At 59.4% G+C, this 13,907-nt stretch carries 13 protein-coding genes and 1 tRNA gene; 9 read left to right on the top strand and 5 right to left on the bottom strand.

Annotated elements, in window-relative coordinates:
- Positions 1-119: 119 nt before the first annotated feature.
- The 6 genes from M7F93_RS08625 to amrS all read left to right on the top strand — a co-directional run bounded on the left by M7F93_RS08625 (position 120) and on the right by amrS (position 4,762).
- The gene (locus tag M7F93_RS08625) at positions 120-1,262 is read left to right on the top strand and encodes a hypothetical protein (protein ID WP_298172003.1); all 1,143 of its coding nucleotides are present in this window, start codon (positions 120-122) and stop codon (positions 1,260-1,262) included.
- A gap of 79 nt (positions 1,263-1,341) precedes the next feature.
- Positions 1,342-1,872, top strand: coding sequence for an ArsB/NhaD family transporter (locus tag M7F93_RS08620; RefSeq protein ID WP_298172000.1), 531 nt, complete (start codon positions 1,342-1,344; stop codon positions 1,870-1,872).
- 121 nt (positions 1,873-1,993) lie between these two features.
- Positions 1,994-2,188 (top strand): ArsB/NhaD family transporter, encoded by a 195-nt coding sequence (locus M7F93_RS08615; RefSeq protein ID WP_298171997.1) that lies wholly within the window; start codon positions 1,994-1,996, stop codon positions 2,186-2,188.
- Between the two features lie 76 nt (positions 2,189-2,264).
- Positions 2,265-3,089 (top strand): AmmeMemoRadiSam system protein B, encoded by an 825-nt coding sequence (gene amrB / locus M7F93_RS08610; protein WP_298171994.1) that lies wholly within the window; start codon positions 2,265-2,267, stop codon positions 3,087-3,089.
- On the top strand, positions 3,076-3,684 hold the full coding sequence (gene amrA / locus M7F93_RS08605) for an AmmeMemoRadiSam system protein A (RefSeq protein ID WP_298171991.1): 609 nt from the start codon (positions 3,076-3,078) through the stop codon (positions 3,682-3,684). The genes amrB and amrA overlap by 14 nt, the downstream gene beginning before the upstream one ends.
- Positions 3,677-4,762, top strand: coding sequence for an AmmeMemoRadiSam system radical SAM enzyme (amrS, locus tag M7F93_RS08600; protein WP_298171988.1), 1,086 nt, complete (start codon positions 3,677-3,679; stop codon positions 4,760-4,762). Before amrA ends, amrS begins: the two co-directional genes overlap by 8 nt.
- Before the next feature lie 22 nt (positions 4,763-4,784).
- On the opposite strand, the gene M7F93_RS08595 is transcribed toward amrS, so the two are convergent.
- The 5 genes from M7F93_RS08595 to M7F93_RS08575 are packed head-to-tail and all read right to left on the bottom strand — an operon-like array spanning position 4,785 to position 11,141.
- The gene (locus tag M7F93_RS08595; RefSeq protein WP_298171985.1) at positions 4,785-5,894 is read right to left on the bottom strand and encodes an ABC transporter permease; all 1,110 of its coding nucleotides are present in this window, start codon (positions 5,892-5,894) and stop codon (positions 4,785-4,787) included.
- Positions 5,894-7,009, bottom strand: coding sequence for an ABC transporter permease (locus M7F93_RS08590; protein WP_298171982.1), 1,116 nt, complete (start codon positions 7,007-7,009; stop codon positions 5,894-5,896). The genes M7F93_RS08595 and M7F93_RS08590 overlap by 1 nt, the downstream gene beginning before the upstream one ends.
- Positions 7,006-8,742 (bottom strand): ATP-binding cassette domain-containing protein, encoded by a 1,737-nt coding sequence (locus M7F93_RS08585; RefSeq protein ID WP_298171979.1) that lies wholly within the window; start codon positions 8,740-8,742, stop codon positions 7,006-7,008. Before M7F93_RS08585 ends, M7F93_RS08590 begins: the two co-directional genes overlap by 4 nt.
- A gap of 3 nt (positions 8,743-8,745) precedes the next feature.
- Positions 8,746-9,780: an efflux RND transporter periplasmic adaptor subunit gene (locus M7F93_RS08580; RefSeq protein ID WP_298171976.1), complete on the bottom strand. Its 1,035-nt coding sequence runs from the start codon at positions 9,778-9,780 to the stop codon at positions 8,746-8,748.
- Positions 9,781-9,806: 26 nt separating this feature from the next.
- Positions 9,807-11,141, bottom strand: a complete 1,335-nt coding sequence (locus tag M7F93_RS08575) for a TolC family outer membrane protein (protein WP_298171974.1) — start codon at positions 11,139-11,141, stop codon at positions 9,807-9,809.
- A gap of 165 nt (positions 11,142-11,306) precedes the next feature.
- Here M7F93_RS08575 and pabB point away from each other — a divergent pair, with 165 nt between their 5' ends.
- From pabB to M7F93_RS08560, 3 genes are all read left to right on the top strand, one after another.
- The gene (pabB, locus tag M7F93_RS08570; RefSeq protein ID WP_298171971.1) at positions 11,307-12,695 is read left to right on the top strand and encodes an aminodeoxychorismate synthase component I; all 1,389 of its coding nucleotides are present in this window, start codon (positions 11,307-11,309) and stop codon (positions 12,693-12,695) included.
- 66 nt (positions 12,696-12,761) lie between these two features.
- Positions 12,762-13,748 (top strand): lysylphosphatidylglycerol synthase transmembrane domain-containing protein, encoded by a 987-nt coding sequence (locus tag M7F93_RS08565; protein WP_298171969.1) that lies wholly within the window; start codon positions 12,762-12,764, stop codon positions 13,746-13,748.
- A gap of 12 nt (positions 13,749-13,760) precedes the next feature.
- Positions 13,761-13,836 (top strand) — tRNA-Thr (locus tag M7F93_RS08560).
- The last annotated feature ends 71 nt before the right edge of the window (positions 13,837-13,907 follow it).

Raw genomic sequence — 13,907 nt, 5'->3', positions numbered from 1 at the left:
CACCGCCACCACCACCACCGCCACCAACCGCAAAGCGCGGGCGCTATGGACTTGATGACGATACGTTTTCCCAGATATTTCTTGATCATGATTGAGCATGTTTTTGGATGGAGAATCAGATGGCGCGCGAAAATACGTTGACTCGGGAATTTTTACGGCACTTCATTCCTGCAGTACTGCTGAATGCTGTGTTGGTGCTTGGCATTCTCGCATTGGGACAGTACCTGCTGATCCGCCAGGCGGAAAATCAGGAGCTTTCCGCCATACACAATGAATTTCATCAGCTAACAGCGGTTTATGCGCAGCAGGTCCTTGGCGCCGCCAGTGCTCTGGCAGGCAATCCAGGCGTGGTGGCTGCTTTTGCTACAGCGCCTTCCGCAAGTCAACGTACCCAACTTGGCGCGGAGTCCGATAGCTTGTATCGCGCTCTCAAGGCACAATATGGCCATGCCATCGTAGTGTTCATCGCCAACCAGCACGTATTGTATCGAGCAAATAAACCAACATTTTATGGCGATCATATACTTCCACGCCCAGATATTTCTGAGGTAATGAAAACTGGTTTGCCGGTGGCTGATCTAGGCTTGCTGAAGATTGTTGGTTATTCTGTAAATGGCGTTGCGCCTGTGCTTTCTAATAACGGCAATGCGATCGGGGTTGCCCAAGTCAGTCTGCCTATTGCTTCGTTATATGGTCGCATATTGCACGATATTCCAGGGAGCCGCATAGCCATCTTGATCCATCACGGCGTCACTCCATCGAATAAGTTTCAGGGCAAGGCAGTGGGAGACAATGTTTTCAGCTATGTCAGTTCTCCAGACTTTCAGGAATATATTGCCAAGCATCCCAATGTATTACATGCGAATTACACTAGCATTGCTATGTTTAAGAATGGTGAGTTTTACCATCTCTTTGTGATTCCTCTGACGGGATATGATAAGAAACCTCTGGGTCTTGCTGTATTTGGTTACAATGTAACAAACACGCTACGCATCGCAGCGATTACGCTTGGTGCCTCTTTGGCTTTAAGTGCTTTAGTATTTCTCTTGATCGGACTCAATCTGAAACACTTTGTCGAGCGGCGTATTCTTGCCCCGGTAGTGGAATTGGCGAGGCGGCTGCGGGCTATTTCTCTGGGGGAGCGATTGGAACAATCGGTAAAACAGACGGAAACGAATGAGATCGGTATTCTCCAAACGGCGGCGGAGCGACTGCGCAAGACTTTGCTCAACATGCTGAGCCATATTAAAAAACCGGATTAGCATAATTGCTCCGCTGCACCGGCAGCGTGGATGCTGTTATGGGATTCTTAGGGGGCATTGATGTATCCCGTAGAATGGGGTGGCTCAGGGCTCCTGGCTGGCGGTACTGATCTTTCTGGCAACGTTGATATTGGTGATCTGGCAACCCAAGGGGCTGAGTATTGGCTGGAGTGCCATGGGCGGTGTGGTGCTGGCAACCGGCGTCATCACCTGGAGTGATATCCCCGTGGTCTGGCACATTATTTGGGATGCCACTTTTACCTTTGTGGCGCTCATCATCATCTCGCTGATTCTGGATGAAGCGGGCTTTTTCCACTGGGCGACGGTGAATATCGTCAGCGCCAATGATTTCAATATTTCGTTTGATCGCTATCCCCTGGTGATGGTTCTGGTGGGTCTGGTGGCGACGCTGCTGGTGCTCTGGATTGCCTTTCGGCGGGTGCTGCCGCAGCATTACGGCACGGCGCATCTCCCGGAGCCGACAACGGCGATCAGGGACCATCTGGTGTTTCGCGCCAGTTTTCCGGTGCTGGGTCTGCTGCTCATCGCCTATTTCGTCACCGCGCGCTGGCAGGTCCCGTCTCTGTGGTCACCGTTACGGGTGCCTTGATTCTGCTTGCCCTGGCGGGCCGCTGGTTTCAAGGTGGACGCGGCGCCCAGATTTCCGTGCGTAAGGTTTTGCAGGGTGCGTCCTGGAAAATTATGGTTTTCAGTCTGGGTATGTATCTGGTGTGTATGGGTTGCGCAATGCCGGGCTGGCGGACTATGTGGCCCAGGCCCTACACTGGTTTGGCGCTCATGGGCGGGTCGCTTCCGCCCTGGGTACGGGCTTTCTGGCGGCGTTGTTCTCTTCGATGATGAATAATATGCCGGCGGTGCTTTTGGTGACTCTGCGGGCACTCGCCTGGTGGTTGCCACTGGCTTGAAAAAACCCTTTCCCATCCTCATGTAGCATGACATGGAGATGTTGGCCCTATAGCAAGTGGCCGGGGAGGGCGTTTCATGAATCTCGTCAGACCAGCAGCGGTGGCCGGCATGTTTTATCCTGCCGAGGCTGCCGTTTTGCGGGCTGCAGTGAAGCGTTTGCTGGCCGGGGCTGAACATGCTGCCGGTGAAGCGGCCGCTGCCCCATGGCCCAAGTCCATTATTGTCCCCCATGCGGGCTACATCTACTCGGGAGCGGTAGCCGCTTCCGGTTACGCCCTGTTGGCCAAGGGGCGGGGGCACATCCGCCGGGTGGTGCTTTTGGGGCCGGCACATCGTGTGCCATTTCGCGGTCTTGCCCTGCCCGGTGTTCAGGCCATGCAAACGCCGCTGGGTACCGTCGCGGTGGATCAGGCGGGGGTGGAGGCACTGGCCGGGTTGCCCCAGGTCCGGGAAATGCCGGTCGCGCACGCTCAGGAACATGCCCTGGAAGTACAATTGCCTTTTATCCAGGAGGTGCTGGGTGACGTCAGCGTCGTCCCGCTGGTGGTGGGAGACGCCCGGCCGGACGAAGTGGCCCAGGTTCTGGAAAAGCTCTGGGGCGGCGAGGAGACGGTCATCGTTATCAGCTCTGATCTCTCTCACTATCATCCCTACGCCGAAGCCCGTGCGATAGACCACCATACGGTGGAGGAAATATTGCGCTTCGATCCGATGCCCATCGACCACGAGCAGGCTTGCGGCGCTACGCCCATCAATGGCCTTCTCCCGGTCGCCCGCAAGCACCAACTGCACCCACGTCTGGTGGGTTTATGTAATTCGGGTGATACGGCGGGGTCCCGTGATGCGGTGGTGGGCTATGCCGCAGTCGCTTTTTACGGAGAGAGCCATGACCATGCATGAAGGTGACGAAAAGACCGGTGGGCTTCCGCCGGAAGCCGGGGGAATCCTGCTCGATGTAGCCCGTGCTACGATTACCGGGGCGTTGGGTTTGCCCGCTGAGTTTGCGGCTGTGCCGAACTGGGCGCAGCAGCCTGGTGCGACTTTTGTGACGCTGACCGGACCCCAGGGCTTGCGAGGCTGCATCGGCAGTCTGCAAGCCTACCGTCCCCTCGGGGTGGACCTGCGCGCCAATGCCCTGGCGGCGGCCTTCGAGGACCCGCGTTTTCCGCCGCTGGCTGTAGCGGAGTGGTCACAGGTGCGGGTGGAAGTTTCATTACTCTCTTCGCTGCAGCGCATGCATTTTGCCAGTGAGGAGAGCCTTTTGGCGCAAATTCATCCCCACCGGCATGGGTTGGTTCTCACTTATGGTTCGCGTCGTGGCACCTTTCTTCCCCAGGTGTGGGAAGAGCTTCCCCAGCCACGGGAATTTCTGCGGGCGCTCAAACGCAAGGCTGGTTTGCCTGCAGATTTCTGGGCCGGAGAAATGGAAGTGTATTGGTATACGGTGGAGAAATGGCGTGAAGAACAGATGCCAGGGAGGAAAGGCAATGGATAAGGATACGTTTATAACGCATCCGGGCCGCTACTGGCACAAACTTGCCGATGGGCGCATTCAGTGTGACCTCTGTCCGCGCGACTGTCGTCTACAGGAAGGACAACGCGGGGCCTGTTTCGTGCGAATGCGGGAGGGCGATGCCATGGTCCTCACCACCTATGGCCGCTCCTCGGGTTTTTGTATTGACCCCATCGAGAAAAAACCCCTGAATCACTTTTACCCCGGCAGCAGTGTGCTCTCCTTCGGCACGGCGGGCTGCAATCTGGCCTGCAAGTTCTGCCAGAACTGGGATATTTCCAAGTCCCGCGAGATGGACCGGCTCCAGGACCAGGCGAGTCCCGCAGGCATCGCGGCAACCGCCCGGTCGTTGGATGTCAAAAGTGTGGCCTTTACCTATAACGACCCGGTTATTTTTGCCGAATACGCCATGGATACGGCGGATGCCTGCCATGCCGTCGGCATCAAGACCGTGGCCGTTACCGCCGGTTATATCCACGCGCAGCCGCGGGCGGAGTTTTTCGCCAAAATGGACGCAACCAATGTCGACCTCAAGGCCTTTACCGACGAATTTTACTTCAAACTGACCGGAGCGCATCTCGCCCCCGTACTGGAAACGCTGGAGTATATCGTCAAGGAGACTCAGACCTGGCTGGAAATCACCACGTTGCTTATCCCGGGCCATAATGACTCCGAGGCGGAAATCCGTGCGGCGGCGGAGTGGATGATGGGGCATCTGGGTCCCGACGTACCGCTGCATTTCTCCGCTTTCCATCCCGACTATCGGATGCCGGATGTGCCCGCCACACCGGCAGATACCCTGGTGCGGGCACGCCGCGTGGCCATGGAGACGGGTTTGCATTACGTCTATACCGGCAACGTGCATGATCAGGAGGGCGATACCACTTTTTGTCCCGGATGCGGGGCGGCATTGATCGTCCGCGACTGGTATCAGATCTTGTCTTATCACCTGACCCCGGAGGGGCATTGTCCCCATTGCGGCCACGGTATTGCCGGGCATTTCGAAGCCAAGCCGGGGCGTTTCGGGCGCAAGCGCATCCCCTTGCGCATCGGGGCCTGAAGAGGGCCGCGTCCCCCCGGATTCACTGCATCCGGTGGCGGAACAGCCAGGCTGCGGCGGTCATGGAGCCCAGGGCAATCAGGGCCAGCGGCCAGTATTGTGACCAGAGTTCGTGAAAGCCATCGCCCTCCAGAAAAACCCCGCGCACGATCACCAGGAAGTAGCGCATGGGGTTGATATAGGTGAGATCCTGCACCAATTTCGGCATGTTGGCGATGGGGGTGGCGAAGCCGGAGAGAATGATGGCGGGCACCAGAAAGAGGAATACCCCCAGCAGACCCTGCTGCTGGGTGACGGCGAGCGATGAGATCATCAGCCCGATGCCGATGGCGGCAAGCAGGAACAGCGCCATGCCCAGCGCCAGCGCCAGGATGCTGCCGATGAAGGGTACCTGAAACCAGAAAACCCCCGCGAGGATGATAAAAGCGCCTTCCAGCGCGCCAATGATGAAGCCGGGCAGCGCCTTGCCCAGGAGAATTTCCAGGGGACTCAGCGGGGTGACGAGCAACTGATCGAAGGTACCCTGCTCGCGCTCCCGCGCTACGGACAACCCGGTCACCAGCAGGGTGACGACCAGGGTCAGTAGAGCGACGATGCCCGGCACGATAAACCAGCGGGATAACAGATTAGGGTTGAACCAGGAGCGAACCACCAGTTGTGCCGGAGGCTTGCCCCAATGGTGGGTGGCGGCCCAGTGGGTGTCGAAAGACAGGATGACACTGTTGACGTAATTGAGGGCCAGGGTGGCGCTGTTGGAGTTGCGACCGTCAATGATGACCTGCACGGATGCCGGGTGATGCAGCAGCAGATCGCGGGTGAAGTTCGGGCCGATTTGCAGCACCAGCAACGCGTTCTGATTATTGATCAGGGGTGCGATCTGGGCATTATGGGTAATGGTCGCCACCTGCCGAAAGGCGGGGGAGCCTTGAAAACGGCCTAATAACTCCCGGGAGGCAAAACCGGAATCCTGATTGTAGATTGCGTAGGGGATATGGTTGAGATCGAAAGTCGCGGCATAGCCGAAGACCAGCAACTGAATCAGAGGCGGGCCGATCAGCACGAAGCGGCTTTTCTTGTCCCGCAGCAGAGCGAGGAATTCTTTGATCACCAAAGCCCAGAGTCGCGTCAGCATCAGTCCAGCCTCTTGCGGGAACGGCGCAGGGTGACGCCGAGAAAGAAGGTCGCCATGAGCGCCAGGGCCAGACTGTTCCAGAGAATAACGGGCCAGACGTCACCGGCGAGGAAGAGGGTCTGCAGAATAGTGACGAAGTAGCGGGCGGCCACGATATGGGTGATGACCTGGATAGCCGTGGGCATGGACTGGATGTCGAAGATAAAGCCCGAGAGGATAAAGGCCGGCAGGAAGGTCACGATAATGGCGATTTGACCGGCCACGAACTGATTGTGGGCGGCGCTGGAGATCAGCAGTCCCATGCCCAGTGCCGCCAGTAAAAAGAGCGAGGAGCAGAGCAGCAGGACCCAGAAGCTGCCCACCAGAGGGACGGCGAAGAGCCAGACCGCCAGCGCTACCGACAGGAGCATGCCGCCCATGCCGAGAAAGAAATAGGGGATGAGCTTGCCGAGGAGAATCTCCCCCATGGTTACCGGACTCGCCATGAGGGCTTCCATGGTGCCGCGCTCCCATTCCCGGGCCACCACCAGCGCCGTCAGCAGGGCGCCGATGAGGGTCATGATCACGGCAATGAGCCCCGGCACCAGATAATCGCGGCTGCGTAGTGCCGGATTGAACCAGATACGGTCCTGACCGGTGACCGGTATGACCAGCGCGGCCCCGGCGCTGGCGGCGCGTTGTTGCAGCCAACCTTGCCAGACACCCTGCAGGTAACCCTGCAAAATGCGGGCATTATTGGCATCCTCACCGTTGACGAACACCCCGATGCTGGCGGTGTCCCCCTGCAACACCTGACGGCTGAAGTTGCCGCGCAGCCAGAGAATGCCGTCGGCCCGGCGCGCCATCACCGCCCGTCGTGCGGCTTGAATACTGCCGTAGAGCTGTGGCGTGAAGTAAGTTGACTGCTGCAGCCCGCCGATAAAGGCGCTGGTTTCCGCACTGGGCTGGTCCACCACCACGGCCACCGGCACATGGCGCGCATCCAGAGACACGCCGTAGCCAAAAAGAAAAAGCAGAAACACCGGCATGAAGAAAGCGATGGCGATGGCGGAAGGGTCGCGCCAGATCTGGATGAACTCCTTGCGAATCAGGCCGCGCAGGCGCTGGAGCTTCATGATGCCCTCCGGGTCTGGCTTTCGTGTTCCTGAATGAGATGGATGAACGCCTCTTCCATACTCGGCTCGGGGTGCGCCGCATCTTTGGCCTGATCCCGAATTTCCTGGGGGCTGCCTTGGGCCAGCACTTCGCCCAGAGACATCAGGACGAGTTGGTCGCAATATTCGGCCTCGTCCATGAAATGGGTGGTGATCAGCACCGTCACCCCGCCTTCGGCCAGGGCATTGATGCGCTGCCAGAATTCGCGGCGGGCGAGGGGGTCCACCCCAGAGGTGGGTTCGTCCAGGAAGAGAATAGGCGGCTCGTGCAGGAGGGCACAGGCCAGAGCCAGGCGCTGCTTGATCCCGAGGGGCAGGTCATCGACATTGACATGGCGATAGTAGGCCAACTGGAATTCCCGTCGCGCCCAGTCCAGACGCGTTTGCCGCGCCTTGCCGCGCAGCCCGTAGGCGGCCGAGAAGAAGGCCAGGTTCTGGTCAGCGCTGAGGTTGCCATACAGGGCAAATTTCTGGGCGACATAGCCGATGCGGCCCCGGGCCTGGGCGGTGGCATGGCGCATATCTACTCCGGCAATCTGCAGGGTGCCGGAAGAAGCCGGGAGCAGGCCGCAGAGCATGCGAAAGGTGGTGGTCTTACCCGCGCCGTTGGCGCCCAGCAGGCCAAATATCTGGCCTTTGCGAACGGTGAAGGTGTTGCCTTTAACCGCCTCGAATTTGCCGTAGAATTTGCATAAGTCGCGCACTTCCACCACGGTGGTTTCCGCTTCCCGGTCCGTGGGCAGGGCGGTGGGCGGAGAGTCTGGTGTGATTTCGGTATCCGGGTCTTTGGGGGCACCTAGCAAATCGACAAAGGCATCCTCAAAGGTGGGTGCGGCAACCTGCCAGTTTTCTCCCGCCACGGCATGGGGCCGGGTATCCCGGCAGAGCACGCGCACGCCTTCGGCGAGAATGCGGGCGTCCTGAACGCCGGGCCGGTGTTGCAGGGTTTCCCGCAGGTGGCGCTTGCTCATCGCTGCCTGGGTGACCAGGAAGCAGCGCCCGTTCAGCGGCTGATGGAAGGCCGCGGGGCTGTCCTTTTTCAGGAGCTTGCCCTGATGCAGCAGAATGATTTCGTCACAGCGCTCCGCTTCGTCAAAATAGGCGGTGCTCATGAGCACCGTGACGCCCTGTTTCTTGAGTCCCTGGATAATCTCCCAGAGTTCGCGGCGGGCAATGGGATCGACGCCCACCGTCGGCTCGTCCAGGAGGAGCAGTTGCGGGGCACGCAGCAGGGCGCAAGCGACGCCGAGCTTTTGTTTCATGCCGCCGGACAGCGCTCCGGCGCGCCGGGCACCAAAGGGGCCGAGTGCGGTGAGTTTGAGCAGTTCCCGCTGGCGGGCGGCTGCCGCCACCGGCGTTAATCCCTGCAAATCGGCGTACAGGTCGAGATTCTCCTGTACCGTGAGATCTTCATAAAGACCAAAGCGCTGCGGCATATAACCGATGGCGGCCTGCACCTGTCTCGCCCGCCGACGGGTATCGGCGCCGAGGACGGATATCGTGCCGCTGTCGGGAATCAGCAGCCCGGTGGCAAGACGCATCAGCGTGGTCTTGCCGGCGCCGTCGGGTCCCAGGAGGCCGGTGATGGAGCCGGAGGGGAGACTCAGATCCAGATTGCTCAAAGCCTGCACCCGGTCTTTGCCGCGGGCGAAGCTTTTGCTGACCTGACTGAAACGCAGGGGTGTGTCGACCATGGCTCAGTGTCCGCAGGCGTTCGTGTTCCGATTCTGTGGTGGGTTATTTCGGAGCGGAATCTGCACCGTCACGGGCATGCCCAGGCGCAACTGGTGCCGGGGATTACAGGCATAGACGCGCACCCGATACACCAGTTCGGTGCGCAGTTCCGTGGTTTGTACGGTCTTGGGGGTGAACTCGGCGGTGGGCGAAATGAAGCCCACCCACCCCGCAAAATGCTTGCCTGGAAACGAGTCGCTGTCGATATCGGCCCGCATGCCGAGCCGCACCTGCCCCAGCGATTTCTCCGGCAGATAAGCACGTACCCAGACGGGATTGTCCAATGCGAGGGTAAAAACGGGCACCTGTGGACTGGCTATATCCCCCGCTTCGAGAATGCGGTCCTGCACCACCCCCTCTTGCGGCGCGAAGAGTTTGGTGTCTGTCAGTTCGCGTTGCGCCAGATGCAGGGCGGCCTGCTCGGCGACGAGTTGGCTGCGGGCAGCGGCAATGTCTTCTTTGCGCGGACCCTTGATGGCCAGGGTTAGGGCCTGTTGGGCATGATCCAGATTGGCCCGGGCCGTCTTGAGGGCGGCAGTGGCATTGTCGACGCTCTGCCTGGGCACATATTGCCCGGCAGCCAGTGCCTGCTGCCGGTGCCAAGTGATTTCCGCATTGGCCAGGGCGGCCTGCGCGGCAGCAGTGTTCGCTCGGGTCTGGGCGATTTCTTCGGGACGGGAACCTGCCAGCAGGCGGCCCAACACCTGTTTCTGCGCGGCTACGATGGCCTGATCGCGGTCCACCGCATCCTGAAAGCGAGCCGGGTCGAGTTCCGCCAGCAACTGGTCTTTGTGGACGTGCTCACCCTCCTGCACATTGAGACGCAGTATACGTCCACTGTCATCAAAAGCGGCCTGTACCTGACGGATGTCCACATTGCCATAGAGTGTGACCTGATCGGTGGGCGCGGCAGGGTGGGTTTCCCAATAGGCTACTCCGGCACCGATGGCGAGAATGACTACTGCGGCAATGACCATCTTTTTTGGGGCAATAGCCATGCGTCATATACTCCCAGGTTGGTGGACTACGGATTTGTGTTCCTGTTCAGCAAGGCATTGATGGCTTCGAGGTCCGCCATATTGATCTGACCAGAGGCGGCCTTAAGCTGTACCCGCGCTATTACCTGACTGTAGAATGCCACATTGTAGTTCTGTTCGGCGCGGATGTAATCTGTAGCCGTCTGCAGCAGGTCGATGATGGAGCGGGTACCTACCTCATAGCCTTTGCGCGTGCCTTCCAGGGAAATTTTAGCTGAGGCAGCGGTCTCCTTGGCGGCGCGCAATTGGGCCACGCTGTCCTTAAGATTGAGGAAGGCGGTCTGGGTATTGAGCGTGACTTCATCGCGGACATTGGCGACGTGATCAACACTGGCGATAGTCTGCGCCTGCGCCTGTTGTACGGAGGCAGAGGTGTGTCCGCCCTGATAGAAGGGTACGGAGAGGTTGAGGCTCACCCCGGCCTGATTGATGGCCATGCCGGGGAAAGGGCTACCCAGGGAGTGTTGTGCGATACCCTGAAGATTCACCACCGGCCAGCGCGCACGACGGCTGTATTCGACCTGATCCTGCGCGGTATGCAACTGCGCTACCGCCTGATGCATCAGCGGTTGATCTTTGACGGCGCTCTGCACCCAGCTATTCATATCGTCCGGTCGTGGACCCATGGCCTCATAATGCCCCAGGTTGTCGAGCATGCCGATGGGATGATGGGTGAGTCGTTGCAGGCGGCGTTGAGCAATGGCGATCCCATTGCGGGCCTTGATGAGATCGGCTTCGGCGGCATCAAGGCGGGCTTGTGCTTCACGTACGGCAATGATATCTCCAGTACCAATTTTCAGGGTGGCTTCCGTCTGTTTATAAATGCTTTCGAGCAACGATTTCTGTTTTTCGGCAATGTGCTTCTGGGCCTGCGCCTCCAGTACGCCAAAGTAAGCTTGAGCCACCTGCAGGGCCAGTTGCTGTTCGGTATAGGTGAGGGCTGCCGCGCTAGCCTGAATTTTGGTGCCGGCTTGCCTGAGCGCTGTCCATGCCTGACCGTCAAAAACGGATTGGGTAATGTTGACGCTGTAGCTGTCCGACAGGTAGGCGCGATTGATGGGTTCCGCTCCAAAGCCGGTGATGTCGGCGGTGTTAAAGCCGACACCGGCACCGGCACCCACATGGGGGAGCAGGGCGGAACGGGCGAGAGGCTTGTCCTGCATCTGAGCCGACAGTTCGGCGCGGGCTCGAGCCAGTGTCGGGTCCGTCTGGTAGGCCTGTTGATAGGCCTCAATGAGGCTTTCCGCCCAGGCGGGCGTCGCGCCCAGAATCAATACCGCCATGATAAGCGAAAGACGTGGGGAGAGACGATCTGCGCGCATGGGAATGACCCTGTCGTGACGGTAAGACCACAAGATACTGACCGCTCGGTCAGTCGTCAAGGAAGAATCCCGCGGTGATGTGCCCCAAAGCCGCATCCGGGAATGGGCAAAATCACGCTTCTCCCTTATGCTGATGCTCCCGTTTCAGTGGACTCCGCGCTGCTTATGCCTCACCCCGTACTGACCCAATGTGTGGTGCCCTATCCTGAGAATGTCGCCACGGTGTTTGCGCCGCTCGCCTCAACGCCCTGGTCCTTCTTTCTGGATAGTAGCGCGACGATGTCCCTGCAGGGGCGTTACAGCATACTGGTGACGGCACCGCGCCAGCGTCTGTGGCAAGAGGCGGGGCGGCTTTGGATGGTCGATGGGGATGGTCCCGCGCGGCGCTCGGCGCTTTCGCTCTGGGAGGCCTTGCGCGAGTCAGTGGCGAGGCTTCCCGATGCCGCTTCTCTGTCCGCAGAATTGCCGTTTGCGGGCGGGGCGCTGGGTTATCTGGCCTATGATTTTGGTCTGGCGGGGCAGGGTATTCCGCCGCCGCCTACACAGTCTCTTCCCGAAGCGGCCTTCGGTATCTACGATACGGCGCTGCTGGTCGATCATCATGGGCGCAAGGCCTGGCTTTGTGCGCCCGAAGACCGGATGGTGCAGGTACTCGCGGAGTGGCAGCCACGCCTGGCTTGCGCGACGACATATTCTCCCGATCCGTCTTTTCAGGTGCAGGGGTCGGTACGGCCGCTCTGGAGTCGCGGGGACTATGCCGCAGCCTTTGGCCGGGTGCAGGACTATATTCAGGCGGGTGACTGCTATCAGGTGAATCTGGCCCAACCCTTTGCCGTCCCTTACGCAGGATCGCCATGGTCGCTTTACCAGCGTCTGCGGACGGTCAACCCGGCGCCTTTTTCGGCATATTTGTCCCTGCCCCAGGGAGAGGTGCTGAGTTTCTCCCCGGAACGGCTGCTGCGGGTTCAAAAAGATCGTTTGCAGGTCCGGCCCATCAAAGGGACACGTCCGCGTCTGGAGGATCCGCAGGAAGACCAGCAGATGGCGCAGGCACTTTTGGCCAGCCCCAAGGATCGCGCCGAGAACGTGATGATTGTCGATCTGTTGCGCAACGATCTGGGGCGGGTGGCGGCGACCGGCTCAGTGCAGGCGCCACAACTCTGCGCGCTCGAATCTTACGCCCACGTTCATCATCTGGTCAGCGTGGTGGAGGCGCGGTTGGCACCGGGGCAGGACGCCTTGAGTGCGCTGGAGGCCTGCTTTCCGGGAGGGTCCATTACCGGCGCACCGAAGCGTCGCGCCATGGAAATCATCGCGGAACTGGAAGCCGGGGCGCGTGGCCTGTATTGCGGGAGTATTGGTTATTTGGACCAGCGTGGCGGCCTAGATATGAATATTGCCATTCGCAGTATGACGGCGGTTCAGGGGGAACTGCGCTTCTGGGCGGGGGGCGGCATCGTCGCGGATTCCGATCCGGATGCGGAATATCAGGAGACGCTGGATAAGGTGGCCGTATTTCATCGCGAGCTTGCGGCATTGGCTGGGGAGGGATGAGGGTGTTTGTCATGATGACCCCATCTGGCATAGAGTCGCTGCCAGTCTTGACTGCAAAAACTGAATATGTCCCAAGAAAACAAAAAACGTCATACCCATTGGCAACTGCTGCTGCAGATCGTCTTTACGGTCGGCATTCTGTTTTGGCTCCTGCACAACACCAATTGGCAGGAACTGGGTCAGCGTTTTGCGGCGCTGCGCCCGTTGTGGTTTGTCGCGGCCGTGTTGTCCTACGCCATGAATCTGTCGGTGTCTGCCATACGCTGGCGCATTATTCTCATGGCAATGGAGCGCTCCGCACCCATGCTCTGGCTGTTGCGGCTGAACTGGGTGGGTGCCTATTTCAATCAGGTACTGCCGGGTTCTGTGTCCGGTGACGTGATCCGTGCATGGTACACCCGCCATCAGACCCACTCCATGCCGCTGGCGCTGGCCGCAGTGTTCGGAGACCGCTTCATGGGTTTGGGGGCGCTCATCGCCATTGCTGCCGTGGCCTTTGTGCTGGGCGGTGCGCGGGTGGGATTGTTGCCGCAGATGGGCTGGACGATCGGGATTCTGGTCTTTGCCTACGCCCTGATTGTATTTTTGATACTGAGCCCGCTGCTCAATTTTTTGGAAAAATTTGCGGGTAAACTGGGTGAAAAGCTGCACGACATTCGTCTCGGTATGGGCGCGCTGCTGCGCCATCGTCTGGCCCTCGGTGGCACCATTGTGCTCTCCTTTGTGGTGCAATTATTTTCCATCCTGACTTTCTGGCTGCTCGCCCGTGCCCTGGGTGAAGCCCCCGACGCCGTGGCGGTCTGGGTGGTCTGGCCGGTGATCAGTCTTTTTCTGGCCTTGCCTATCTCTTTTGCGGGCTGGGGACTGCGTGAAGGGTTGATGGTGTTTTACCTGTCTTACCTGCATATGGGGCATGAACAGGCCCTGGCGCTCTCACTTTTGCTGGGCTTCACCGTCGTGCTGACCAGTCTGCCTGGTGCGCTGCTCTGGATCGGGTTGCACCGCCACCATCAGGCTCCGCTGGATTTGAAAACACCGCCCGCCTCGCGTTAAACTGCGCGTCTTGCTGGCGTAGCTCAGTCGGTAGAGCTACTGATTTGTAATCAGTGGGTCATCGGTTCGATTCCGGTCGCCAGCACCATATAAAACAGTCACTTAGAGAGTTTTTCTAGGTGCCTCCTTTTTTCCGGGCTAACCCAGGGCTAACCTCAG

Origin of the sequence: Acidithiobacillus sp. (genome assembly GCF_027322205.1) — a bacterium.
In the GTDB taxonomy this organism is placed as follows: Bacteria; Pseudomonadota; Gammaproteobacteria; order Acidithiobacillales; family Acidithiobacillaceae; genus Acidithiobacillus.
Note: the sequence above shows the minus strand (reverse complement) of the source record. Positions and strands in the feature narration are given on the sequence as shown.